We start from the raw sequence: 22,776 nt of genomic DNA on the forward strand, positions 1-22,776 counted from the left end.
TTATAGGATTCACCTAGAATGGTGGGTATTCCCCGAAGAACTCCCTGGCGTATCTCCTTGCGGTTTCAACCTGCTTTGGGTATCTCTTGCTAAGACGCTCCTCCAGTTCTTCACGGGTCTCTGATGATGCAACGGTCTTCAGGAAATTCACGTAAACCTCAAGACTATCAACTTCATCCTCTGGTCCCCTTAAACAGGGCATCTCAATGGTCAGGCAGATGTCCTCGCGTCTGAAGAGTTTCTTGCGTATGTGGGGTGATACCGACCCTATTAGGACACCCTTCTCCAGTTCTATGAGGGGAGGGACACCGTCCCTGCTCCTCCTTGAGGGATCCGTTAATCTGCTGTAGCTCTCCTCCCTGTAGCAGTGGGCCTCCAGGTATGTTGATGGCTGGTACTTCTCTATGAGTCCTATTATTTCTCTTCCCTGCTGGCTCCTGTAATAATTGGGGTCGAGTGTGCTCAGGTACTCTGTTGGGTTGCAGCTGTATATTATCAGCTTTCCACTCCTGATGACATTGAAACCAAGCCTCTTAAGGGCCCTTATAGCTGTGAAGCCCTCCTTTCCATGCACACCACCAACAAAGAGTCTTACAGGACCTTTACCCTTATCTATCATCCTGAAGAAACCCAAGTTCTTCCTCCTATGTACCCTCTTCCCAGCTTTCAAGGTACCTTCTCTGTTTCTCTGTCAGTTCATCAATCTGGATTCCCATGGCCTCCAGCTTCATCTCCGCAACCCGAATGTCTATCTCATCAGGGGCCCTGTAGACGCCGGGTTCAGGTTTTTCAGTGAGGAGGTGTCTCGCTGATAGTGCCTGCATTGCAAAGCTCATGTCCATTATCTCTGCGGGGTGGCCCTGACCCCTCTCTGAGGCGAGGTTCACCAGTCTCCCCTCGGCAAGGAGGTATAATTTGCGCCCATCAGGCATGATGAAGACCTCTATGTCCTCCTTAACCAGTCTTTTCTCCCCTGATAACCTTTCAAGGTCCTCCCTGTTTATTTCAACGTTGAAGTGGCCTGCATTTGCCATCACACAGCCGTCCTTCATGTTCATGAAGTCATCACCCGCAACCACATCAGTGTTTCCTGTTGCAGTTACCAGTATATCTGCATGTTTAACGGCCTCTGAGACCCTCATAACCCTGAATCCATCCATACGGGCCTCGAGTGCCCTTATGGGGTTAACCTCGGTTACTATGACATTCGCGCCAAGGCCCTGGGCCCTCAGGGCTATTCCGCGTCCGCACCAACCATAGCCACACACCACAACGGTTTTGCCTGCTATGAGCATGTTGGTGGTTCCCATTATGGAGTCAAATGTGGACTGGCCGGTTCCATAGCGGTTGTCGAATAGGTACTTTGTGTAGGCGTCGTTCACGGCCATCACGGGAAATTCGAGGGCACCATCGGCTGCCATGGCCTTTAGTCGGTGTATACCTGTTGTTGTCTCCTCACAGGCACCTATTATTCCATCAAGAAGTTCCCTCCTTTCCCTGTGCACCAGGAATATCATGTCTGCCCCGTCGTCTATGAGGATGTCAGGTTCATGGTCCAGGACACGGTGTATGTTTTCATAGTACTCCTCATTGGTTTCACCGCGCCAGGCGTACATGTTAAGGCCCATTTTTGCTCCAGCGGCGGCTGCATCGTCCTGGGTTGATAGGGGGTTGCATCCTGTCATGGCAACCTCTGCACCGCCTGCAAGGAGGGTGAGTCCCAGGTTTATGGTTTTTGGTTCTATATGGAGGCATGATGCTACTGTGATCCCCTCGAATGGTTTTTCCTCTGAGAAGTCCCTCTTGATCCTTTCAAGTACAGGCATGTGTTCTTGGACCCACTGGATCTTCTTTTTACCCTGTGGGGCAAGTGATATGTCTTTAACATTATATGGCATGGTATCACCAGGTTAACTTAATTCATTGACTTTAGATAAATAGTTGGAGTGACCACTTAAAAATAGTTATGAGGAGGCCTTCTGGTGACTTTTCATTATTGCTTTTCGCCTTCCGGATCCACCACAGAAGGCTGTTAATGATCCATATAATTGCTTAAATTTTGTTTTTTTAGATTATAAAGATTTAAAAGATTTTGATTCAATAATGAAAATTCCAATAAACTCTTTGAAATTATAAAACATTTTTAGTGATTCTAATAAGTTCATATCACACTAAAAAATATTTTTAAAGCTTTTAATCCAATAAAATAATTTTTTAAGGTCATTGAAGGGATATCCTTCAGAAGTTTTTGACCATTTTCCAGCTAGCCTTTTATAATAACCACATGTTATTTTAAGCTTCTTTTATCATTAAAAGGCATTATAGTTTATTTTTAACTTTTTATCTCGCTAAAATTTTGATTTTAATTTTTTAAATTATTCATGATCTTTATTTTTTAATTATAAAGCCCAAAAGCAAGTCGTCTGTCAATATAAATGAACTGCATTATCGGGGATCGACAAATTTATAAGTCTGAGAGGAGAAATTTCAGAGTGATACAGGCCAAATAGAGAAAAAATCCGCCCTGTTAAAATCAGACCAAAATGGGATTGAAATTGAGTTCTGTGATGTTGGTGTTGAAGAGTTTGCTGTGTTAAAATCAGACCAAAATGGGATTGAAATGTTTAAGGCCCTGGAATTCTCCAGCCTCATCATAAATGTTAAAATCAGACCAAAATGGGATTGAAATGGCTTATCATTCATTAAAACCTCAGGTTTTATAGGTTAAAATCAGACCAAAATGGGATTGAAATTTTTATTGGTTGATTAACAGGAGGGGTTTTTAGTTAAAATCAGACCAAAATGGGATTGAAATCATCAATGTTAATCCTCACCTGAAACCACCCTGAAGTGTTAAAATCAGACCAAAATGGGATTGAAATCAACTATGCAGAGAAAAAACAGATAAGCCCAAAAGAGAGTTAAAATCAGACCAAAATGGGATTGAAATCCACATAGACATATACATAAAGGAGGTGAAAGAATGAGTTAAAATCAGACCAAAATGGGATTGAAATCCTTTATTTGCCTTGAAATATCCGGGGGTTGAGTTAAAATCAGACCAAAATGGGATTGAAATACTTTTAACTGTTACATATATATCAAAACATTCAAAAGTTAAAATCAGACCAAAATGGGATTGAAATTTTGTTACTGGGAATGAGGGTGTTAACTGTATAAAATGGTTAAAATCAGACCAAAATGGGATTGAAATCTAATGGGGGTTATCATTCCTACTTCTTCACTGATGGGTTAAAATCAGACCAAAATGGGATTGAAATTAAGGAGTTTTGCATACTCCTTAAGGCCATTATTCGTTAAAATCAGACCAAAATGGGATTGAAATTTTTAGCTTTTTTAGTCTCTTATCGGGGTAGATAAGAGACTTGTTAAAATCAGACCAAAATGGGATTGAAATTCATTTATTTCTATCCCTACTTCTATTCTCTCCAGTATTGTTAAAATCAGACCAAAATGGGATTGAAATTCATTGGAGCTTTAACGGGCAATCCAGCCCTTATAAGGTTAAAATCAGACCAAAATGGGATTGAAATATTTTTTTTATGTTTGATGTTTCTTTTTTTCATTCTGTTAAAATCAGACCAAAATGGGATTGAAATCATCAGCATCAGATTGGAAATCAATATAGTTACGCACAGTTAAAATCAGACCAAAATGGGATTGAAATCTTTTATAGTCTCGATAACTCCTCTACAATGACCTGTGTTAGTTAAAATCAGACCAAAATGGGATTGAAATACGAGCATTGATGGACACAACACCCCTCATACCAGAATCGTTAAAATCAGACCAAAATGGGATTGAAATATGACAGCATCTTAGAAACGCGCTTAAAAAGCGTTGAAGGTTAAAATCAGACCAAAATGGGATTGAAATACTTTTAGAAGTTGGGACGCGAACTGTATCAAGTACGTTAAAATCAGACCAAAATGGGATTGAAATGTGGATGATATGGTGTCAGATGATGATGGGTCTGATGTGAGTTAAAATCAGACCAAAATGGGATTGAAATATTGTATCTGATATTGTTCTCGTTGAGGGTTTGGGGTTAAAATCAGACCAAAATGGGATTGAAATACTCTTACCTTTACCATATTATCACCTATTGTCTTTTTTGTTAAAATCAGACCAAAATGGGATTGAAATTAAAACTATCAGACACTAATTCTGCTGTATCAGTGTTAAAATCAGACCAAAATGGGATTGAAATGTTTTAGTGCTTCTTCTTTCATTTTGTCTGTCTTGTGTTAAAATCAGACCAAAATGGGATTGAAATTTTATAGCTTCTTTAAACATTCTATTCACCTTTTATTTGTTAAAATCAGACCAAAATGGGATTGAAATGTAGAGGGCAAGGAACTCTATGTCTCTAATGAGAATGGGGTTAAAATCAGACCAAAATGGGATTGAAATCAAACGCGCCCCTTAGGAGGCCTTCACTGGTCACACGTTAAAATCAGACCAAAATGGGATTGAAATTGTTTTATTATTTCGTCTATGATGTATTTGTCTGTTAAAATCAGACCAAAATGGGATTGAAATACAACTACTACTTTATCAAACTTTTTAGAAATATGTACAAGTTAAAATCAGACCAAAATGGGATTGAAATTACACTTCTGTCATGTTTCTCATCCTCCATTTTTTTGTTAAAATCAGACCAAAATGGGATTGAAATCTGCAGGTGTTTGGTATGTATTTTTTGGTAGACAAATGAGTTAAAATCAGACCAAAATGGGATTGAAATGAACTAATAAGGCGTTTTTTGTCAAAAGCTGGCATAGTTAAAATCAGACCAAAATGGGATTGAAATAGGGTCTGGTCGTCTTCAAATTTAAGCAGATGGAGGATGTTAAAATCAGACCAAAATGGGATTGAAATTCTAACCCCCCCACTGATAACTTACAACTTACAACTTGTTAAAATCAGACCAAAATGGGATTGAAATAGCGATGGGTCTCATGGAATTCATAGAATTCCTCGTTAAAATCAGACCAAAATGGGATTGAAATTGATTAGGGCCCCCCGGCCTCTTTTAGTGTCAAGGGGGGTTAACAGACCAAAATGGGATTGAAATATAGGAGAGAGATAATATGAAGACAATTGAAGTAGAGATAGGTTAAAATCAGACCAAAATGGGATTGAAATACGAAGAAATGGAAAAAGCAGTCGAACTCGCAAGGTTAAAATCAGACCAAAATGGGATTGAAATTTAAAGTATGGATAAGAAGGTGGTTAGATTGGTGAGTGATGAGACTAAGGAAATACAAGGATGTATATTTTTAATTCTATTGTTTTTGTTACTCGTTCTCTTTTTTTGGAGTATGATATTGGGAGGATGATAGGCAGACTCATCCCTTTGTCTTTTCCTTAAACAGTCGAAGAGGTTGTAATGCTTATTTATCCTGAATTTAAAAAAAGATCTCTTTTAAATTAAAAATGTGTAAATTCATTTAAAAAAATTTAGAGGTTAATGGTACTGAACCTGTTCCTCAACGCCACCCTTTGGTTTTATCTTTTCCATGGCCTCAAGGAAGTGTTTCATCGGGACCTCCTCTGCGTCCATGTTCTCTCTGAGTGTCAGCATGGCGGCCTCCCTGCAGACGGCTTCAATGTCGGCACCAACGTATCCTTCTGTCTTGTCCGCCAGTTTTTCAAGGTTCACGTCATCTGCAAGCGGCATATCCTTGGTGTGCACCTTGAATATGGCGAGCCTTGCCTCCCTGTCGGGGTCTTCTACCTTGACGTGTCTGTCGAATCTTCCAGGTCGGAGGAGTGCAGGGTCAAGGATGTCTGGCCTGTTGGTTGCGGCTATCACAGCAACGTCCTGCAGTTCCTCAAGTCCATCGATCTCTGTGAGGAGCTGGTTCACAACGCGCTGGGTCACACCTGAGTCTGCCGTGCTTCCACTTCTCACTGAGGCTATTGAGTCTATCTCATCAAAGAAGATCACGGTTGGTGCTGTCTGACGGGCTTTTCTGAAGACTTCACGGACACCTTTCTCAGATTCGCCCACCCATTTTGAGAGGAGTTCAGGTCCCTTCACGGCTATGAAGTTTGCCTGGCTCTCATTGGCGACTGCCTTGGCGAGGAGTGTCTTACCTGTACCTGGTGATCCATGCAGGAGGATGCCCTTTGGTGGTTTTATGCCGAATTTCTTGAACCTGTCAGGGTACTTGAGGGGCCACTCTACGGCCTCCCTGAGTTCCTGTTTAGCATCTTCAAGTCCACCTATGTCATCCCATGAGACGTTGGGCACCTGTACGAGGACCTCCCTGAGTGCTGATGGCTGAACCTCCTTCAGGGCTTCCTTGAAGTCTGCCCTTGTGACTATCATCTTCTTGAGGACCTCTTTGGGTATCTCCTCATCGGCCTTTATCTCAGGGAGAACCCTCCTCAGCACTCTCATGGCGGATTCCTTACAGAGTGATTCCAGGTCTGCGCCCACAAAACCGTGGGTTATCTCTGCGAGTTCATCCAGGTCAACGTCCTCTGCCAGCGGCATACCCCTGGTGTGTATCTGGAGTATCTCCTTTCTCTCTTCCCTGTCAGGGACGCCTATTTCGATTTCACGGTCGAATCTTCCGGGTCTTCTGAGCGCAGGGTCGAGGGCGTCTGGTCTGTTGGTTGCACCTATGACCACAACCTGGCCCCTGCTTTTCAGGCCGTCCATGAGGGTGAGGAGCTGGGCAACTATTCTCCTTTCAACCTCGCCACTGACGTCCTCCCTTTTGGGTGCTATTGCATCTATTTCATCTATGAATATGATGGATGGCGCGTTTTCCTCTGCTTCCTCGAAGAATTCTCTGAGTCTCTCCTCTGATCCTCCAACGTATTTGCTCATTATTTCGGGACCGTTTATGGCTATGAAGTGGGCGTCGCTTTCGTTGGCGACTGCCTTGGCGAGGAGTGTCTTACCTGTACCTGGTGGCCCGTGCATGAGGACACCCTTTGGTGGTGTTATGCCGAGCCTCTCGAAGAGTTCGGGCCTCTTGAGGGGGATCTCTATCATCTCTCTGACCTTTTTGACCTCCTCCTTGAGGCCTCCGATGTCCTCGTAGGTGACGTCCACGAGGTTCTTTACGCCCTCAAGTTTGCTGACGTCAACGGGTTTTGACTGCATTTCCACCTGGGTTGTGGGTGTGACCCTAACCACACCTGCGGGGCTTGTTGATACGACTGCGAGTTTTATTTCCCCCAGGGGTGAGAGGTCCATGAAGTCCCTGAAGAACTCATCGAAGAGCCCCCCACCGGATATCTGCTGCCTTATCCCTGATACGATTATGTCCCCCTTGACGAGGACTCTGTTGAGGAATGCTGATCTTATGTCTCCACGTATGATCACTTCCTGGTCAACGGGTGCCAGGACGACCTTCTGGGCGTCCTTTACCTCCGCCCTTCTCACTGTCACCTCTTCGCCGATGGATGCCCCTGCATTTTTACGGAGGTATCCGTCTATCCTTATGATTCCGAGGCCTATGTCGGACTGTGATGATATGACGGTTGCAGCGGTCAGTTTTTTACCCTCTATTTCGATTATGTCCCCATCAGAGAGACCCAGTTTTTCCATACACGCGGGGTCCACACGGGCTATTCCTCTACCAACGTCCTGCTGGGCGAGGGCCTCTGCAACCTTTAATTTTATTTCTTTTTCTGCCATACAACCCACCTCTTTTATGTGATTATTATGATTTCGGTTAAATTTATAATTTAACGGAATGTTTTAGTAAATTTAAGTTACTATAATATCGAAGTAAGTCATCATATATAAAGTTTTCGGTACATTTATATAGTAGTATTAGAATCAATTAATACTTCTCTGCTGGCCCACTTCAGCCATCTTTAACCGACAGGCAGCTGCTACCTTATCCTGGCCCCCATACCCTCAAGGATTTCCCTGACCCTCTCATAGTCCTCCCGCTGGAATACACGAATCCTGAGGGTTAAACTCACATGACCCTCGGGTATCTGTGGTCCACTGTAAACATCAACAACCTCTGAGCCAGCAACACCATCAAGAAGCCCTGTGAGGTACTCAATAACCTCGGGGTCCACTGTATCCGGAAAAACAGCCGATATATCATACACACGTGTGGGGAGGTTCTCAGCCTTCCACCTCTGAAGTTCATCATCAGATAGAACCCTTATGTTGGAAATCTTGAAGCTGAGCACCCTCTTACCTTCCCTGAGGGTCGCATAATCCGGTGTGACCGACTCAAGCACCCCAACGTGCACCTTACCAGAATAGATGTGCCTCAGACCAACTTCCTCTCCAACAGAATCCTTCAGAATTTTAAGTTCCTCATTGAGGGCCTCTATTGCCTTATCGGATCTCCCCAGGGACGCCTCAACATCATCGATGTTCTTGGCTGCAAGACCCATCCTTGATACGAATTCATCCATCCTGCCATCACTGAGCATCTCATTGAGTTCAGAGGCAGTCCTCAGGAAACTGTCACGCATATCCTGTCCATGGGGGTTATGGGTCTGGATGGAGTACGCCAGGTATGGGTTCTGGGCCACTATCCTTGCAATGGTGTCTATCATGAGGTTGTATATGGGGCTTGCAAATTTCCTCGACTCCCTTATATCGACCCCCTCTACCTCGAGGGTGGATGCTATGCTTATGTAGGCAAAGTGTGTCAGCACCTGCACAACACTCATCATACGGTCATGGGTTGCAGGGTCAGTTACTATAACACGGGCCTTACGTTTCTCAAGGAAATCAATGACGGTATCAACCCATGGGTTTTCCTGTGTGGGTGTCAGGACAACAACCTGCCCCTCAAGGGAGGACACCCTCGGCCCAAACATGGGGTGGGCTGGAAGATGGTGGGCGCCATCCCCTATGGACTCCTCCATGACCCTGGCGGGCTCCTCCTTTACAGATGTGACGTCCATCAGGAGACCCCCCTTCCTGACATGGGGGGCGACCTCCCTTATAACATCTGCAGTTACATCTATGGGCACAGAAACAACCACCACATCTGCACGGGATGCCGCCTGGACGTTGTCAGCACAGTATTCCACACCGATCCTTGATGCGGCTTCCATTCCAGCATCATGGTCCCTTCCGGTGATTATGACCCTCAAGCCCTCCCCCTTCAGGAACCTGGCTATCCAGTATCCAAGCCCACGAGTACCCCCTATGATGCTCACAATCATTTCCATCAGCCTACTCCCTGAAGGCTTTAACAGCAATGTAGCCCCCTATACCACCCAGCAGGAGGCTCAGGCCCCCGATGATCACAAGACCCGTGGTGAAGGTGAAAATGTCAGGTGCGGCAAGACCTGCAATCCTACCAGGCATTCGAGGACCGAATACCATCCCTGATGAGAAACTTATAACCGCAAGGATGAGTGAAGCGGCACCCCCTCCACCAGCACTTCTCCTTTCAGCCCTTGTGAGGTAGGCTGCCAGGAACCCCGTGAAGGTGTAAACAAAGAGGCCGTCAATGAAGAATAGCATGATGAAGCCCACGATGATGCTCAGAAAAATTGCAGTGCCCGAATCATAGTCACCCATCAGATTACACTCCTCGCCTTAGCTGTCTTAATTTATAAAAGCATTCATATATAATTATCATTGATCATTCAGCATATAGAATCATCTTCCAATTGATTTCAGGGTGAAGAGATGAGGATAGTACATGAGGATGAGAAAAACGGCGTCATAGAAGTCGTACCAGAAACCCTTGACGACCTCTGGCACCTCTCCCATATAATTGAGAAGGGTGACCTTCTTTCTGCAAGGACAACAAGGAGGATACAGGATACCAGCGGAGAGAAGATAAGAAGCGACAGGGGAGTTAAGAAAACCTTCTATCTGGGTATAAGGGTGGAAGGTGTCAGTTTCCACATATACACAGGAAAACTCAGAGCAACAGGGGTTATAGAGCGGGGCCCTGAGGACCTGGTCCCCCTCGGGTCGCACCACACCCTTGAGGTTAAACTCAACACCCCCCTCAGGATCAAAAAGGATTCCTGGAGCAGATGGACACTTAAGAGGCTTCAGGAGGCGGTAGAGGCATCAAAGCATATCAGAGCCGTGATAGTTGTGATTGAGGATGATGTGGCAGACATTGGAGTCATAAGACAGTATGGTGTGGATTACCAGGGCCCCATCACAGGCCACATCCCGGGTAAGAGGATGCATCAGAGGGACCGTGGGAAAATGCGCCTTGAATTCTATGAGAGTATAGTGGACGCCCTCAAAAAATACGGTGAACTTGAGACAATCATAATTGCAGGTCCTGGCTTCTACAAGTCGGACTTCCATGAATACCTGCTTGAGAAGCACCCTGAGATCGGAAGGAAGGCCGTGGTTGAGAATACAGGGACCGGTGGAAGGTCAGGAATATATGAGGTTCTAAAGAAGGGCACAGTGGAGAGGGTTTCATCAGAGAACAGGGTTGCAGCAGAGGTAAGGAATGTGAATGAGGTCCTTGAGAGGCTGGCGAGGGACCCTGAAACCGTGGTCTATGGCAGGGAGAAGGTGCTGGAAGCCATCAATATGGGGGCTGTTGAGAGACTGCTGGTCCTTGACAGGGTTGTAAGCAGAGAGGATATTGAGGGATACCTTGATATCGTTGAAAGTATGGGGGGTTCCGTGGTTCTCATAAGCAGTGAACACGAGGGCGGCAAACAGCTGGAATCCCTCGGTGGACTTGCAGGTATATTGAGGTTCAGGATTTCATGATGGGGGTATCAGGTGTTCAGGATTCTCCAGGATAAATGCACCGGCTGCGGGAGATGCAGGATGCTCCAGTGCAGCGGAAAATGTTCAGGGTGTGGGGCCTGCCAGATGGTATGCCCTGAGGGAGCACTTGTTCCAGGGAGAAGGGATGATACAGAGTACAGGGTGACAGTAAACAGTGAAGATGTCATGGCCACTGGCACCGTGGGGGATGCCCTTGAGGTTGCAGGTATCAGGGTAAGTGACATTCCCTGTGAGGGTGAATTATTCTCACCATGCGGTACAGGCGGATGCTGGGCCTGCGCTGTATCAGCAAATGGCAGGACGGTGCAGTCCTGTGTAACACCCCTTGAGGAGGGGATGGTCATAGAGACCATACCTGAACCACCACTTAGGTATGTGAGCAACTTCGGCCCCCACACTGCTGGGGGAGTGGGGACACCCTTCAGTGAAAAGGGGGATGGCCCCGTTGAGGTGGTGTGCTTCGCCCATGGATGCAACCTGAGGTGTCCCCAGTGCCAGAACAGCCAGGTGGCGTTCACCACGGGTGACACTTTGCTTGACCCTGAAGAAACCGCAATGATACTGCTTGGCGTTGAATCGATTTACAGGACAGGCACCGTGACGTTCTCTGGCGGTGAATGCACACTTAACAGGTCATGGCTCTCCGGTTCAGTCAGGAGGATAAGGGAACTTGATGGGGGAATCAACATTCACGTGGACACAAATGGTACCGTGCTCACCCCGCGATACATCGATGAACTTGTTGAGGCCGGCATGAACCGGATAGGAATTGACCTCAAGGGTAGGAGGCTGGAGACATTCATGAAGATAGCAGGGCTCAGCGACCCTGAGAAAGCCAGGGTATACCTTGAAAACTCCTGGAATGCCTTCAGATACATATCTGAGGAGCATGATGGAATATTCATGGGCCTCGGAGTCCCATACAACAGGGCACTCATATCCACAGGGGAGATTGCTGAAATGGCATCTGAGATAGCCTCTGTCAGTCCAGACGTCCAGGTAACCCTACTTGACTACAGGCCCGAGTTCAGGCTTAAAAATATACAGAGACCCTCGGTTCCTGAAATGCTTGAGGTTCGTGACCTGATGCTTGACAGGGGCCTCAGAAGGGTAATTGTCCAGACATCTGAGGGATTCATAGGATGATCACAGAAGGGGTGTGAGAACTTGGTTATGTTAATTTATGATTGGGCCCTGCCTTTAGTGGCTGTCGCCGTGCTTCTACTGACACCTGCTGCTGCGGCCATCATATCCCTCTTTAAAAATTCAAATCTCTACACTGATGTGAGGGGTGGCACACCCCGCGGTGCAGGTATTGTTCCATGGGCAGCACTCTCCATATTCACATCCCCACCATTTAACGTGCCTATTGCTGTAATGGGGGCTCTGGCCTTTATTGATGACCTTACTGGAAGAAGAGGGATAATGAACATTCCCATTGAGTGGGGGCAGCTTTCAAGGGGATTGGGTATACTGGCAGTCCTCCTCATCACCTACCCCTTCATGGGGGCCTGGGGACTCCTTGTGGCACTCATGGTACAACCACTGAATATTGCCGACATGCAGCCGGGTGTGGCCTGCACCGTGACGGTCCTCATGTCCCTCCTGGCACTCCCTGCAGCAGTCATGACGGGTTCAGGAATCCACTTTGCCCTTCTCATCATGGTGGTGGCACTGGCATACTCACCACTCGATTACATGGGGAGGATAATGATGGGGGAGGTTGGAAACCACAGCTTCGCAGTTGCCCTTGGGCTATTATTCTACATTTCAGGGGGGCCTTGGCTTCTCCTGGCGCTCTTTCTCCTGACACCCCTTGTAACGGCCATTTTAAGGAGGGGCAATCTCTCAGACTTCCTTGAGAGGAGACTTAAAATTGAGAACCCCACCCTTGGGGATCTTTATATGGATGTCATGACAGGCGGAGGTCTCGGGGATCTTTTAAGGAGGATCATACTCGGTAGGAGGGCTTTCAGAATCAGGAACCCCTTCCTGATTTCGCTGGGATTCAGGAGGCTACTTTTCAACCCCCATGCGTCCCGGCTCCAGGAGTCCTGATTCCATCAGGTCATCCTCCTTGACTTTATGATTGAAATTATGAGTGCAAGGGCTATGAGGAAACTCACAGCAAAACCAAAAAGCCCCAGGAAGGGGAACTTCTGGAGTATCAGTGCCTCCTTTGGGATTGTAACCAGTGATGAGCCGATTATAAGGGCTGATACCAGCATCGCCACTGATATCCTGTTGGTTGATCTTTCAATTCTCCTTGATATCTCATCGAGGTTTCTGTGCTCAAGTTCCATCTTGAGTTTGCCCTCCTCCAGCCGCTGGAGCGCCCTTATAATACCGCGTGGGAGATCGTTCACTATGTGTTCAAGTTCTATTAGCGTTGAGGGGACCTCTTCCAGGTTCCGCAGGGGGTTCAGGCGTTTTCTGATGAGACTGTAGGTCATCTCCCATGCAACTTCAAGTCCATTGAATCTGGGATCCAGGCGCTCACCAAGATCCTCTGCCATGCTCATAACCCTTGCAAGGAGTACGAAGTCCCGGGGGATCCTTATCCTGTGCTTCATTATCATCTCAGGCATTGTGAATTCTGTGAGGATCTCCCCAACCTTCTTAACGTCTGCACCATAGTAGCGATCAAGGAGGTCTATTATATCGTACTTGACCTCTTCAAGATCTGTATCCTCTGTGAGGATATTCATGTACCTAAGCTGGTTCACTATACCATTCACATCATAGTTCATGAGTAGAATGAAGAGTTCAGCCAGTTTATCCCTGAATGAACGGTCAAGGTGACCCATCATTCCGAAGTCCAGGAAGCAGAGCACATTACCCTTCTGGACCAGTATATTGCCCGGGTGGGGGTCGGCGTGGAAGAAGCCGTGTATGAATATCTGCTTGAAGTAGCAACGGGCACCCCGCTCTGCTATTGTCCTTGCATTGAATTTTATGTCTGATTCAAGGATTTCTGTGAGTTTAACCCCCTCAACGTACTCCATGGTCAGCACCTTGCTGGTGGAATATTCCCTGTAGACGTAGGGGGCGTAAACGGTTTCATCATCAAGGAACATGGTCCTGAATCTCTCAGCGTTGTTGGCCTCCTGATGGTAGTCCAGTTCCTTCCTTATGGCCCTTTCAAATTCCGCCACTATCCCCGGGAGATTGTAGTACTCTAGACCCGGTATACGGTCATTTGCAAGCTTTGCAAGGTACTTCATGAGTATAATATCACTCTTTACGGTGGCGGCTATACCCGGACGCTGCACCTTAACGGCAACAGCCTCTCCGCTTTTCAAACGCGCCCTGTGGACCTGGCCTATGGATGCCGATGCAATGGGCTCCTCCTGGAATTCTGAAAAGATATCCTCCAGTGGCATGCCAAGTTCAGATTCGATAACCCTCCTGACGTCCCTGAAGGGGAACGGCGGTGCCTCGTCCTGAAGTTTGGCCAGTTCATCTGCTATTTCCCTGCCAACTAGGTCCGCTCTGGTGCTCAACACCTGGCCCAGTTTGATGAAGGTCGTCCCCAGCTCTTCGAGGACGAGTCTGAGGCGTACGGGGGCCGGTTCATGGATCTCCTCAGGGCTCCTTATGTAGAGTTTGAGGCTTTCAAATAACCTGTTTTTGAGGCCTATGGCCTCAAGTATGTTCCCGAAGTGGTACTTGCCCATTACCCTTACTATCTCCCTGAGGCGCCCCATGTCTGGCCTTTTATTATAGGGGGGTATCTTCATATTAACCACTTATTTAATGTATAATATTTAAACCTATTTTGCAGATATAGAATCTCCCTTTACATTTCATGGGTTTTTCACTGAATCATGGTGATCATATGAAGGCACTTTTCACTGTAACAGGTCGGGGAATGGGTGGAGACGCAATAACAGCACTAAACATAGCCAGTGCACTTGAGAAGAGAGGATTCGAATGCGAATTTGCACTTGATCACAGCGCCCCCGGGATACTCCTCAAAAAGAGGGGTATCGACTGGCACAGGGTCAGGATACCCCAGGCCGGAGGCCACGCAGCAAGCAGACTGAAACTACTGAAAGCTGCTTTCAGGACCCTGAGGGCGGTTTACGAGACAGGAAGGCTGATAAGGAAGATCAGACCCGATGTGGTTGTTGGCGTGATAGGCGGGGGCGCGGTGGTGGGCTGCCTTGCCGCAAAAATTACCGGAGTGCCTGCTGTGGGGGTTCTCATAACCCCAACCGATGCACGGGTCTGCACCCGCCTCAACAGGAACGTGGCGCTTCCAGAGTCCAACCTGTTCGGAAAGGACGTTGAGGGTGTTGAGAGTGTATATTCACCCATCAGCCCTGATATAACACTGGGGGATCCTGAAAGGGCCATTCAAAGGATGCCCCCTGAATTTGACCCTGATAAACCAACCATTGTTTTCTCCTCAGGTTCATCCCTCTTCAGGATGATGGCTGAGGCTGCGGTTAAAATGGCAGAATCAGATGTCAGTGCAAACATCACAGTTGTGGGGCACCCCCTCAGGGAGGAATACGGGCGGATGGTGGATCATGAGGGGATAATCAACCTGGGCTACATAGACTGGGTCAGTGACCTCTACAGCCTCGCCGACCTTGCGGTGCTCTCTGATGATGGGGTGATGGTCCATGAGGCCATTGCAATGAGGGTGCCGGTGGTGGCACTGAGGGGTGTCAAGTATGGAAGGTACCATAACATGGGTGCTGTCTTCAGGGGGGCCGTGCTGGAGACCGACCTTGATGGTATAGATGGGGCTATTTTGAGGGCACTTGAGGCTTCAGATGATATGAGGAGGGCCGCTGAGGCCTATAGTGGTGATGTAATAGGGGCGGCAGATAGGATAGCTGAAATTATAGAGGAGGAGGCAGTTAAATCAGTGTCTTGAGTTTGAAGTGAGCCCCCTATTGGTATCTTATCTGAGGAGGCGGTTAAGTCAGTACCTTGAGAGGAACCTCATGAGCTTGTATACACCATCCGTTGAGGGGTGTGTCTCCACGAATTCCTCAAATTCATACATTGAAACACCCATTCGCATGAGCAGTGAAAGATAGGGCATTATCAACCTGGCACCCGGTGCAACAGAGTACACTGCAGTTGCAGTGCCATCATCCTGGATTCTAACCTTATTTAACCCTGTTTTCCCCTCAGAAACACTCCAAAATGAACCTGGACCTGCAAGACCCGGTATAACAGCCTCCCTACCCTCAGAATCCCCGGTTTCGATGAAGCCAACATCGTACCCCAGTGATATTGCGTAGGGAAGGTAGCGGTAGTCAATTCGCCTCTCAACACCCGCTGCATTGAGCCCTGCCACCACACCCTCCATCCTTGCAACGGGTGTTGTTCCGTGGCCACCTGTAACGTCGCCTGCCGCGTATACGTGTTTTCTTGAGGTCTCCATACGTTCATTAACCTTAACTGCACCGTTTTCTCTGAGCTCAACGAACCCATCAAGGAACTCTGAGTTTGGCCTCTGACCTGTTGCAAGGAGGGTGAGGCCCTCAATGCGGCCGGCTGATGTTTCGGTACCATCCTCATCTATTGAGGTGGTGGATGTATTCTCAAGGATTCTGACGTCTTTCAGAAGTTTCCTCATAACGTAATCCCTGATGAGGGGGTCAAGTTTGCCAAGGAACTCGCTTCTTGATACCACGGTCACATCTGATCCAAGGGAGGAGAATATGCCTGCAAATTCAGCTGCAATTACACCCCCACCTATTATCACGAGTTTTTCCGGGATCCTCTCAAGATCCAGCACATCCCTGTAGGTTATGGCTTTTTCAGCGCCTTCAATGGGTGGGATGCTGGGCCTGGCCCCTGTTGCTATTATGAGCCTGTCATAGGGGAATTCATCATCCCCTGCGATTACCCTACCTTCTGAGACCTCTGCGTCGGCGTATATTATCTCAACACCAGCATCAAGTGTCTCCCTTTCTGTAACATGCCTTATCCTGCTGAGTGTTTCCCTAACACCAGCTGCTATTCTACTGTAGTCTGCAGAGTATTCAAGGTCAACGACACCGAGATCCCTGAGCCTGCAGGCTTCATCCAGGAATCTTGCAACGTCGTTCAGACCACACACAACCATACATCCCTCATTCAGGCATGTTCCCCCGATGAATTTCCTTTCAAGGATTGTAACGTCGTTTTCAAGGGCTGCAAGTTCCATGGCCGCGGCCCTTCCTGCGGGACCTCCCCCTATCACAACACACTTCATAGGACGCACCTGTATTAATTCTGAATGATTATTTCCCACAAATCTTTATATGTCACAAATCTTTATCTAATTACTGACAGTGTAATTTTTTGACTTTAATCCTATTAATTTGGAGAGGGTTATTGAATGTGTATTGCAGCACCTGCTCAGATTATTGAAATTGACAGTGAGGATAATGTTGCCACCGTCGACTTTGGTGGTGTGAGGCAACAGGTGAAACTTGATCTTGTGGATGACGTTGAGGAGGGCAAGTATGTGCTTGTTCACTCAGGCTACGCCATTGAGGTCATGTCTGACGAGGCGGCCAGGGAGTCCCTGGAGGCCTGGGATGAACTTCTGAAGGCCCTTGAAGAGGAGGATAACCTGGAAATTTGAATTTCCAGGATTCCATTTAATTTTAAAGGTTCTGGTTTATTCTTTGCTGCTTTGGTGTACTGAAGTCCTTCAGTATATCGACACCCTTTTAACACCATCTATTTTCAGGAATTCCCTGAGTAGACTGCCGGGGATAGGTTTTTCTGTTATTATGGTTAGTTTCGGATTTTCATCCAGTTCAGGGTCCCCTGCATGGGCTTGCCTTATGCTTATACCGCTATTGGATATCAGCTCTGCAGCAGCGGCAAGTATCCCGGGGTTACGGGCTTCTGCCTCTATCTCCACAACACCAAAGTCAAGTTCGGCTGCAGCGTCCCTCAGGAGTGCCCCTGCGGGTCTGAGGTTCTGGAATATCCCCCTGAGTTTTTCATCCTCCAGGATGGTTTCTGCTGTTGCCCTTACTGTTCTCCTGTCAACACCTATGGCCCTTGCAAGGGCAACGTCATTTATTTCAACGTCATCACAGTAGACCTTTCCATCAGGGTCTATTCTGAGTCCCAGCTCTATGATCTTCCTTGCAACATCCATTCTCGACGGGTATCTTTCGAATCTGTGCTTTATCTGATTCCACATAACAACACCACATCAATGTACATTATTATACAGGCAAGATTTAAATAGTACTTTCATGTATAAGTACTTTGTGGATTAATTAAGGTGATATGAATGCATGGGAGTGAATGTTTTTGGCATTATAAACCTGGAAAAACCCATAAAAGAAAAACTGGAATTCAGAGAACCCTTTGAAGTATTCAAAAGTATCTATTCTGAATATGAGTCTTCATTCCTTCTGGAGTCCATGGAAAGTGACACTGGACTTGCAAGGTACTCATTCATTGGATTTGAACCTGAGATGATAATAAGGGCCCGTGAAGGGGTCATTGAGGTTGATGATGGTGAGTCCAGGGAGGAGTTTGATTCTAAAAACCCATTTGAGGACCTCAGGGGATTTCTGAAGATGGAAAAAAATTCTGGAGGATTCTGCGGGGGTCTCGTGGGTTACATATCCTATCAGGCCGCAAGATTCTTTGACACCATCCACCTCAGTGAAGGTGATTTTCCTGACTTTGAATTTGGACTCTTCCTTGATGGTATCATGTTCAACCACCTGACAGGGGAATGCAGCTACATCAGCCGTCACGACAACAGACTACCTGATATAGCTCCCCTCCTTGGAGAGGAGGTCCCCACAGGGACCCTTGGATACAGGAGGAAACGAACACTCCTCTCAAAAAGGAGGTACATGGACATGGTCCTTGAGGCCAAGGAGAGGATAAGGGAGGGTGAAATATTTCAGGCAGTGCTCTCCAATGCCACAGATTACAGGCTGAGTGGAGACAGGCTCTCATTCTATGAATCCCTCAGGAGGATCAACCCCTCCCCATACATGTACTACCTTAAACTGGGTGAACAGGAGATAATCGGCTCAAGCCCCGAGATGCTTGTCAGAGTTGAGGATAGAAGGGTTGAAACCTTCCCTATTGCGGGAACACGTCCCAGAGGAAGGACAGAAGAGGAGGACAGGATGATAGCCTCTGATCTTTTATCTGATGAGAAGGAACTTGCAGAGCACCTCATGCTGGTTGACCTGGCCCGGAACGATATAGGGCGGGTCTCAGAGTTCGGCTCGGTGGAGGTGCCTGAATACATGACCATAAAGAAGTTCTCCCATGTGCAGCACATACTCTCCCATGTAACCGGTAAATTGAGGGATGGAATTGACGCGATTGATGCACTGGGGGCTGTTTTTCCTGCAGGCACCGTGAGCGGAGCACCAAAGATAAGGGCAATGGAGATAATAGAGTCCCTTGAAGGTTTTCCAAGAAATGCCTATGCAGGTGCACTCGGCTACCTCTCACTCAATGGAAACGCGGACTTCGCAATAACCATAAGGTCAATGGTATGCCAGGGAAAAACAGGTAGAATCCAGGCAGGAGCAGGGATAGTTCATGACTCCATCCCGGAGATGGAATATCTGGAGTGCCAGAATAAGGCGAGAGCCCTTCTAAAATCAATGGAAATGGCAGCTAACACTGAGCACCTTATGGGTGCTCAGCTGCCCTACAATGGAGATGGCAGGTGAAGAAAGTTGATCCTGATAATAGATAACTATGACTCATTCACCCACAACCTCTACCAGATGGCAGGGGAGATCCTCATGGAAATGGATCCAGCAGATATAATGGTTGTGAGAAACGATGAGGTGAACATTGATGACGTTAGAGACCTTGACCCTGAAAAGATAATAATCTCCCCGGGTCCAGGCAACCCCCTTAAGAGGGAAGATTTTGGTATATGCAGTGAGGTGATAGGTGAATTCACTGATAGGCCCATACTGGGGGTCTGCCTTGGACACCAAGGGATATTCCATTACTTTGGTGGTGTTGTTGGTTACGGGGAACCTGTTCATGGAAAGATCAGTGAGGTCTTCCATGACGGATCAGAACTCTTCAGGGGAGTTCCAAATCCCTTCAGGGCCACAAGGTACCATTCACTGAGATGTGAATGTAATGGGGTGCCTGAGGACATCCTGGTATCTGCATCTGCACCTGACGGCACCATAATGGCCATAAGACACCGGAGGTACCCAGTCTACGGCTTACAGTTCCACCCGGAATCAGCGGGAACCCCCCATGGGAGGGACATACTTGAAAATTTCCTCAGGATGTGATCAGATGTCCATACTCCAGGAGATAATAAGGTCAAAAAAACTTGAGATCAGAGATTTATCCAGAAAAAAGCCCCTTGAAGAGCTCAGGGATGACCTCACATTCCTGGACGAACCATTGAGTTTCACTGATGCACTAACAGGAAACCGTGTATCGCTCATATGTGAATATAAAAGGGCATCCCCTTCCTCAGGAAGAACCTATGGGAGGGGCCTCCATGAGATGATGGAAGTGTACAGGGAGGGCGCAGACGCTGTTTCTGTTATCACAGAGAACAGGTACTTCCATGGATCCATAGAGTTCCTCAGGGAGGCTTCAGAATATGGTATACCCCTCCTCATGAAGGACTTCGTGGTGGACGAGTACCAGATATACCAGGCAAGGGCATCAGGGGCATCATCGGTTCTCCTAATAACCGGGGTTTTTCCTGACCTTGAATCAGGAATTGAAACCTGTAGGGAACTTTCAATGGAGCCCCTGGTGGAGTGTCACAGTGCAATCGACATATACAGGGCCATAGAGGCCGGGGCAGAGATCATAGGAGTTAACAACAGAAACCTGGAAACACTCGAGGTTAACCTTGGGCGCACAAGGGCCCTGGCCCCCCTCGTACCCGATGAGCTGCTCCTGGTATCAGAAAGCGGGGTCAGGGGGCCTGAGGATGCTGAGATACTTGCAGGCTGCGGGGCAGACGCGCTCCTCATAGGCACCTCCCTCATGCTGGCCAGTGATCCACGGGAACTCCTTGATGAGATAATAGCAGCCGTTAAATCCTGTAGACCCGGCAGAAAGAGGTACTCAGGGGACGAATTCTTTGAACAGTTCGCATGAGCAACCTATGGGGAAGGAATGAGTCAGATGAAGATCAAGATCTGTGGGCTCACCAGGGAGGAGGACGTTGTCCTCGCAGATTCACTTGGGGCCGATTTACTGGGATTCATACATGCACGAAGGTCGCCAAGGCACCTTGAACTGGGGGATGTGGCGGAACTCTCCTCCATCATACCGGATGAAAAGGCTGTTATTGTCCTTGAGACATCAGAAACCAGTAGGATAAGGGAGGCCGTAGATGAAACAGGTATAGAAAGGATACAGCTTCACTCTGTAAGTCCTGAAACAGCTGGAAGAATCCATGAGTCCCTCCATGAGGAGGGATACAGTCTGGAGCTGACCCTCGCCATCCCCCCACTTTCTTCCTACATCTGCGGACATGAATTTCAGGGAGTATCCGGCCTGATCCTTGACTCGGCTGCAGGTGGAAAAACAGGGGGCACAGGGAAGATAATACCCCCCTCAGATGGCCTTGAGTTACTGGCCCTTGTAAGGGGAATGGATCCCTCCCTGAGGGTTACACTTGCAGGGGGCCTTACACTGGAATTTGTCAGGAAAAACATGGAATATGTATCGAAATTCGACTGCCTGGACTTCAACTCAGGAATTGAGGCTGAGCCGGGTGTAAAGGACCATGAGATGATGGCTGAACTCATGGACTACATTGAGGGACTCCCCTCCAGAAAAGGGGCAATTGAAAAATTATAGGTGTTTTATCATGATAATGGATGGTAAATTCGGTAAATATGGAGGAATATTCGTGCCAGAACTCCTCATACCTGCACTTGAGGAGCTTGAGGCGGCATTCCTCCACTACAGTAAGGATAGGAGGTTCAATGAGGACCTGGACCACTACCTGAGGGAGTACGCAGGAAGACCAACAGGTCTATACCACGCCAGGAACCTCTCAGAGAAACTTGGATGCAATGTCTACCTCAAGAGGGAGGATATGCTGCATACAGGGGCCCATAAAATAAACAATACAATAGGACAGGCACTCCTCGCGAGGTATATGGGTAAGAGGAGGCTGATAGCAGAGACAGGTGCAGGGCAGCATGGAATAGCAACTGCAGCAGCAGGCGCCCTCTTCGGGATGGAAGTTGATGTCTACATGGGAACCGAGGATGTTGAGAGACAGAAACTCAACGTCTTCAGGATGGAGATCTCAGGTGCCAGGGTCATACCTGTTGATTCAGGTTCGAGGACACTTAAGGACGCCATAAACCAGGCCATGAGGGACTGGATAAGCAGCGTGGAGGACACCCACTATCTGATAGGATCCACCATGGGCCCCCACCCCTACCCCACAATGGTGAAGCACTTCCAGAGCGTCATAGGCAGGGAGGCCAGGGAACAGATACTTGAAATTGAGGGTGAACTCCCTGATACCATAATAGCCTGCGTTGGCGGAGGTAGCAATGCCATAGGCATATTCTCGGCCTTCCTTGATGATGATGATGTTGAACTGATAGGTGCAGAGGGAGGGGGTGAAGGTATAGAGTCAGGAAACCATGGGGCAACCCTATCTGCCGGTTCAGAGGGTGTACTGCATGGTTCACTTTCATATGTACTCCAGGATGATGATGGACAGATAAATGAGGCCCACTCGGTTTCTGCGGGCCTCGACTATCCGGGGGTTGGCCCGGAGCATGCATACCTCATGGAGACTGGAAGGGCAAGGTATGAGCCCATAACCGACGCCGAGGCCCTCAGGGGCTTCAAACTCCTCTCAAGATGTGAGGGTATAATGCCGGCGCTTGAAAGCGCCCATGCCATAGCATGTCTTGAAAAATACGCCTCAAAACCTGAAAACAGGGGAAAAACTGTTATAGTTAACCTTTCAGGAAGGGGAGACAAGGACATGTTCCTTGCAGCAGGCCTTCTGGGGGTGGACGTATGAATTACGCTGGAGTAACTCAGAAAGATATACATAGTACTGG

General features: G+C 47.5%; 18 protein-coding genes and 1 CRISPR repeat array. Of the genes, 10 read left to right on the top strand and 8 right to left on the bottom strand.

All coding sequences use genetic code 11. From position 1 onward, the window contains the following. Nucleotides 1–13: 13 nt before the first annotated feature. From QFX30_RS03020 to QFX30_RS03040, 5 genes are all read right to left on the bottom strand, one after another. A complete protein-coding gene (locus QFX30_RS03020; protein WP_367186125.1) occupies nt 14–670 on the bottom strand; it encodes a DUF2119 family protein in 657 nt (218 codons plus the stop codon). After that, nucleotides 645–1,898, bottom strand: coding sequence for an adenosylhomocysteinase (gene ahcY / locus QFX30_RS03025; RefSeq protein WP_300488026.1), 1,254 nt, complete (start codon nt 1,896–1,898; stop codon nt 645–647). The genes QFX30_RS03020 and ahcY overlap by 26 nt, the downstream gene beginning before the upstream one ends. 628 nt (nt 1,899–2,526) lie before the next feature. Next, a CRISPR array of direct repeats spans nt 2,527–5,233; the repeat unit is 30 nt; unit sequence GTTAAAATCAGACCAAAATGGGATTGAAAT. A gap of 258 nt (nt 5,234–5,491) precedes the next feature. After that, a complete protein-coding gene (locus QFX30_RS03030; protein ID WP_300488029.1) occupies nt 5,492–7,681 on the bottom strand; it encodes a CDC48 family AAA ATPase in 2,190 nt (729 codons plus the stop codon). A gap of 200 nt (nt 7,682–7,881) precedes the next feature. Further along, nucleotides 7,882–9,192: a prephenate dehydrogenase gene (locus QFX30_RS03035; protein WP_300488032.1), complete on the bottom strand. Its 1,311-nt coding sequence runs from the start codon at nt 9,190–9,192 to the stop codon at nt 7,882–7,884. A 4-nt stretch (nt 9,193–9,196) separates the two neighbouring features. Next, nucleotides 9,197–9,547 carry a hypothetical protein gene (locus tag QFX30_RS03040; protein ID WP_300488035.1) on the bottom strand — a complete coding sequence of 117 codons (351 nt, stop codon included), beginning with the start codon at nt 9,545–9,547 and terminating at the stop codon, nt 9,197–9,199. Between the two features lie 111 nt (nt 9,548–9,658). Here QFX30_RS03040 and QFX30_RS03045 point away from each other — a divergent pair, with 111 nt between their 5' ends. Genes QFX30_RS03045 through QFX30_RS03055 form a run of 3 tightly spaced genes read left to right on the top strand, consistent with a single transcriptional unit; the run spans nt 9,659 to nt 12,799 of the window. Beyond that, on the top strand, nt 9,659–10,720 hold the full coding sequence (locus QFX30_RS03045; protein WP_300488038.1) for an mRNA surveillance protein pelota: 1,062 nt from the start codon (nt 9,659–9,661) through the stop codon (nt 10,718–10,720). 12 nt (nt 10,721–10,732) lie between these two features. Beyond that, on the top strand, nt 10,733–11,887 hold the full coding sequence (locus QFX30_RS03050; RefSeq protein ID WP_300488041.1) for a radical SAM protein: 1,155 nt from the start codon (nt 10,733–10,735) through the stop codon (nt 11,885–11,887). A 27-nt stretch (nt 11,888–11,914) separates the two neighbouring features. After that, on the top strand, nt 11,915–12,799 hold the full coding sequence (locus tag QFX30_RS03055; protein WP_300488254.1) for a hypothetical protein: 885 nt from the start codon (nt 11,915–11,917) through the stop codon (nt 12,797–12,799). 5 nt (nt 12,800–12,804) lie between these two features. On the opposite strand, the gene QFX30_RS03060 is transcribed toward QFX30_RS03055, so the two are convergent. Beyond that, nucleotides 12,805–14,481 (bottom strand): AarF/ABC1/UbiB kinase family protein, encoded by a 1,677-nt coding sequence (locus QFX30_RS03060; RefSeq protein ID WP_300488043.1) that lies wholly within the window; start codon nt 14,479–14,481, stop codon nt 12,805–12,807. A gap of 98 nt (nt 14,482–14,579) precedes the next feature. Between QFX30_RS03060 and QFX30_RS03065 the strand changes: the two genes are divergently transcribed. Then, nucleotides 14,580–15,629 carry a glycosyltransferase gene (locus QFX30_RS03065; protein ID WP_300488046.1) on the top strand — a complete coding sequence of 350 codons (1,050 nt, stop codon included), beginning with the start codon at nt 14,580–14,582 and terminating at the stop codon, nt 15,627–15,629. Nucleotides 15,630–15,677: 48 nt separating this feature from the next. Here QFX30_RS03065 and QFX30_RS03070 read toward each other — a convergent pair whose 3' ends face one another. Beyond that, the gene (locus QFX30_RS03070; RefSeq protein WP_300488049.1) at nt 15,678–16,961 is read right to left on the bottom strand and encodes an NAD(P)/FAD-dependent oxidoreductase; all 1,284 of its coding nucleotides are present in this window, start codon (nt 16,959–16,961) and stop codon (nt 15,678–15,680) included. Between the two features lie 126 nt (nt 16,962–17,087). Here QFX30_RS03070 and QFX30_RS03075 point away from each other — a divergent pair, with 126 nt between their 5' ends. Continuing rightward, nucleotides 17,088–17,336: a HypC/HybG/HupF family hydrogenase formation chaperone gene (locus tag QFX30_RS03075; protein WP_013295068.1), complete on the top strand. Its 249-nt coding sequence runs from the start codon at nt 17,088–17,090 to the stop codon at nt 17,334–17,336. A gap of 69 nt (nt 17,337–17,405) precedes the next feature. Here the strand turns inward: QFX30_RS03075 and QFX30_RS03080 are convergent, their stop codons facing one another. After that, a complete protein-coding gene (locus QFX30_RS03080; protein WP_300488052.1) occupies nt 17,406–17,909 on the bottom strand; it encodes an amino acid-binding protein in 504 nt (167 codons plus the stop codon). 97 nt (nt 17,910–18,006) lie between these two features. Here QFX30_RS03080 and trpE point away from each other — a divergent pair, with 97 nt between their 5' ends. From trpE to trpB, 5 genes are read left to right on the top strand one after another with little or no spacing between them, the layout of a single operon-like run. Continuing rightward, nucleotides 18,007–19,419, top strand: a complete 1,413-nt coding sequence (gene trpE, locus QFX30_RS03085) for an anthranilate synthase component I (protein ID WP_300488055.1) — start codon at nt 18,007–18,009, stop codon at nt 19,417–19,419. Nucleotides 19,420–19,425: 6 nt separating this feature from the next. Beyond that, on the top strand, nt 19,426–20,007 hold the full coding sequence (locus QFX30_RS03090) for an aminodeoxychorismate/anthranilate synthase component II (protein WP_300488058.1): 582 nt from the start codon (nt 19,426–19,428) through the stop codon (nt 20,005–20,007). A 4-nt stretch (nt 20,008–20,011) separates the two neighbouring features. Then, the gene (locus QFX30_RS03095; RefSeq protein WP_300488061.1) at nt 20,012–20,836 is read left to right on the top strand and encodes an indole-3-glycerol-phosphate synthase; all 825 of its coding nucleotides are present in this window, start codon (nt 20,012–20,014) and stop codon (nt 20,834–20,836) included. A 27-nt stretch (nt 20,837–20,863) separates the two neighbouring features. After that, complete coding sequence (locus QFX30_RS03100) at nt 20,864–21,544, top strand: phosphoribosylanthranilate isomerase (protein ID WP_300488064.1); 681 nt, start codon at nt 20,864–20,866, stop codon at nt 21,542–21,544. A gap of 10 nt (nt 21,545–21,554) precedes the next feature. Next, entirely contained in the window at nt 21,555–22,736 is a 1,182-nt protein-coding gene (gene trpB / locus QFX30_RS03105) for a tryptophan synthase subunit beta (protein WP_300488067.1), read from the top strand. The last annotated feature ends 40 nt before the right edge of the window (nt 22,737–22,776 follow it).

The organism is Methanothermobacter sp. (assembly GCF_030055435.1).
Taxonomy (GTDB): Archaea; Methanobacteriota; Methanobacteria; order Methanobacteriales; family Methanothermobacteraceae; genus Methanothermobacter.

Coding starts and splice junctions, on each gene's coding strand:
- QFX30_RS03030 (WP_300488029.1), bottom strand. CDS start 7,681: ATGGCAGAAAAAGAAATAAAATTAAAGGTTGCAGAGGCCCTCGCCCAG.
- ahcY (WP_300488026.1), bottom strand. CDS start 1,898: ATGCCATATAATGTTAAAGACATATCACTTGCCCCACAGGGTAAAAAG.
- QFX30_RS03100 (WP_300488064.1), top strand. CDS start 20,864: ATGAAGATCAAGATCTGTGGGCTCACCAGGGAGGAGGACGTTGTCCTC.
- trpE (WP_300488055.1), top strand. CDS start 18,007: ATGGGAGTGAATGTTTTTGGCATTATAAACCTGGAAAAACCCATAAAA.
- QFX30_RS03080 (WP_300488052.1), bottom strand. CDS start 17,909: ATGTGGAATCAGATAAAGCACAGATTCGAAAGATACCCGTCGAGAATG.
- trpB (WP_300488067.1), top strand. CDS start 21,555: ATGATAATGGATGGTAAATTCGGTAAATATGGAGGAATATTCGTGCCA.
- QFX30_RS03070 (WP_300488049.1), bottom strand. CDS start 16,961: ATGAAGTGTGTTGTGATAGGGGGAGGTCCCGCAGGAAGGGCCGCGGCC.
- QFX30_RS03035 (WP_300488032.1), bottom strand. CDS start 9,192: ATGGAAATGATTGTGAGCATCATAGGGGGTACTCGTGGGCTTGGATAC.
- QFX30_RS03055 (WP_300488254.1), top strand. CDS start 11,915: ATGTTAATTTATGATTGGGCCCTGCCTTTAGTGGCTGTCGCCGTGCTT.
- QFX30_RS03095 (WP_300488061.1), top strand. CDS start 20,012: ATGTCCATACTCCAGGAGATAATAAGGTCAAAAAAACTTGAGATCAGA.
- QFX30_RS03065 (WP_300488046.1), top strand. CDS start 14,580: ATGAAGGCACTTTTCACTGTAACAGGTCGGGGAATGGGTGGAGACGCA.
- QFX30_RS03075 (WP_013295068.1), top strand. CDS start 17,088: ATGTGTATTGCAGCACCTGCTCAGATTATTGAAATTGACAGTGAGGAT.
- QFX30_RS03040 (WP_300488035.1), bottom strand. CDS start 9,547: ATGGGTGACTATGATTCGGGCACTGCAATTTTTCTGAGCATCATCGTG.
- QFX30_RS03060 (WP_300488043.1), bottom strand. CDS start 14,481: ATGAAGATACCCCCCTATAATAAAAGGCCAGACATGGGGCGCCTCAGG.
- QFX30_RS03045 (WP_300488038.1), top strand. CDS start 9,659: ATGAGGATAGTACATGAGGATGAGAAAAACGGCGTCATAGAAGTCGTA.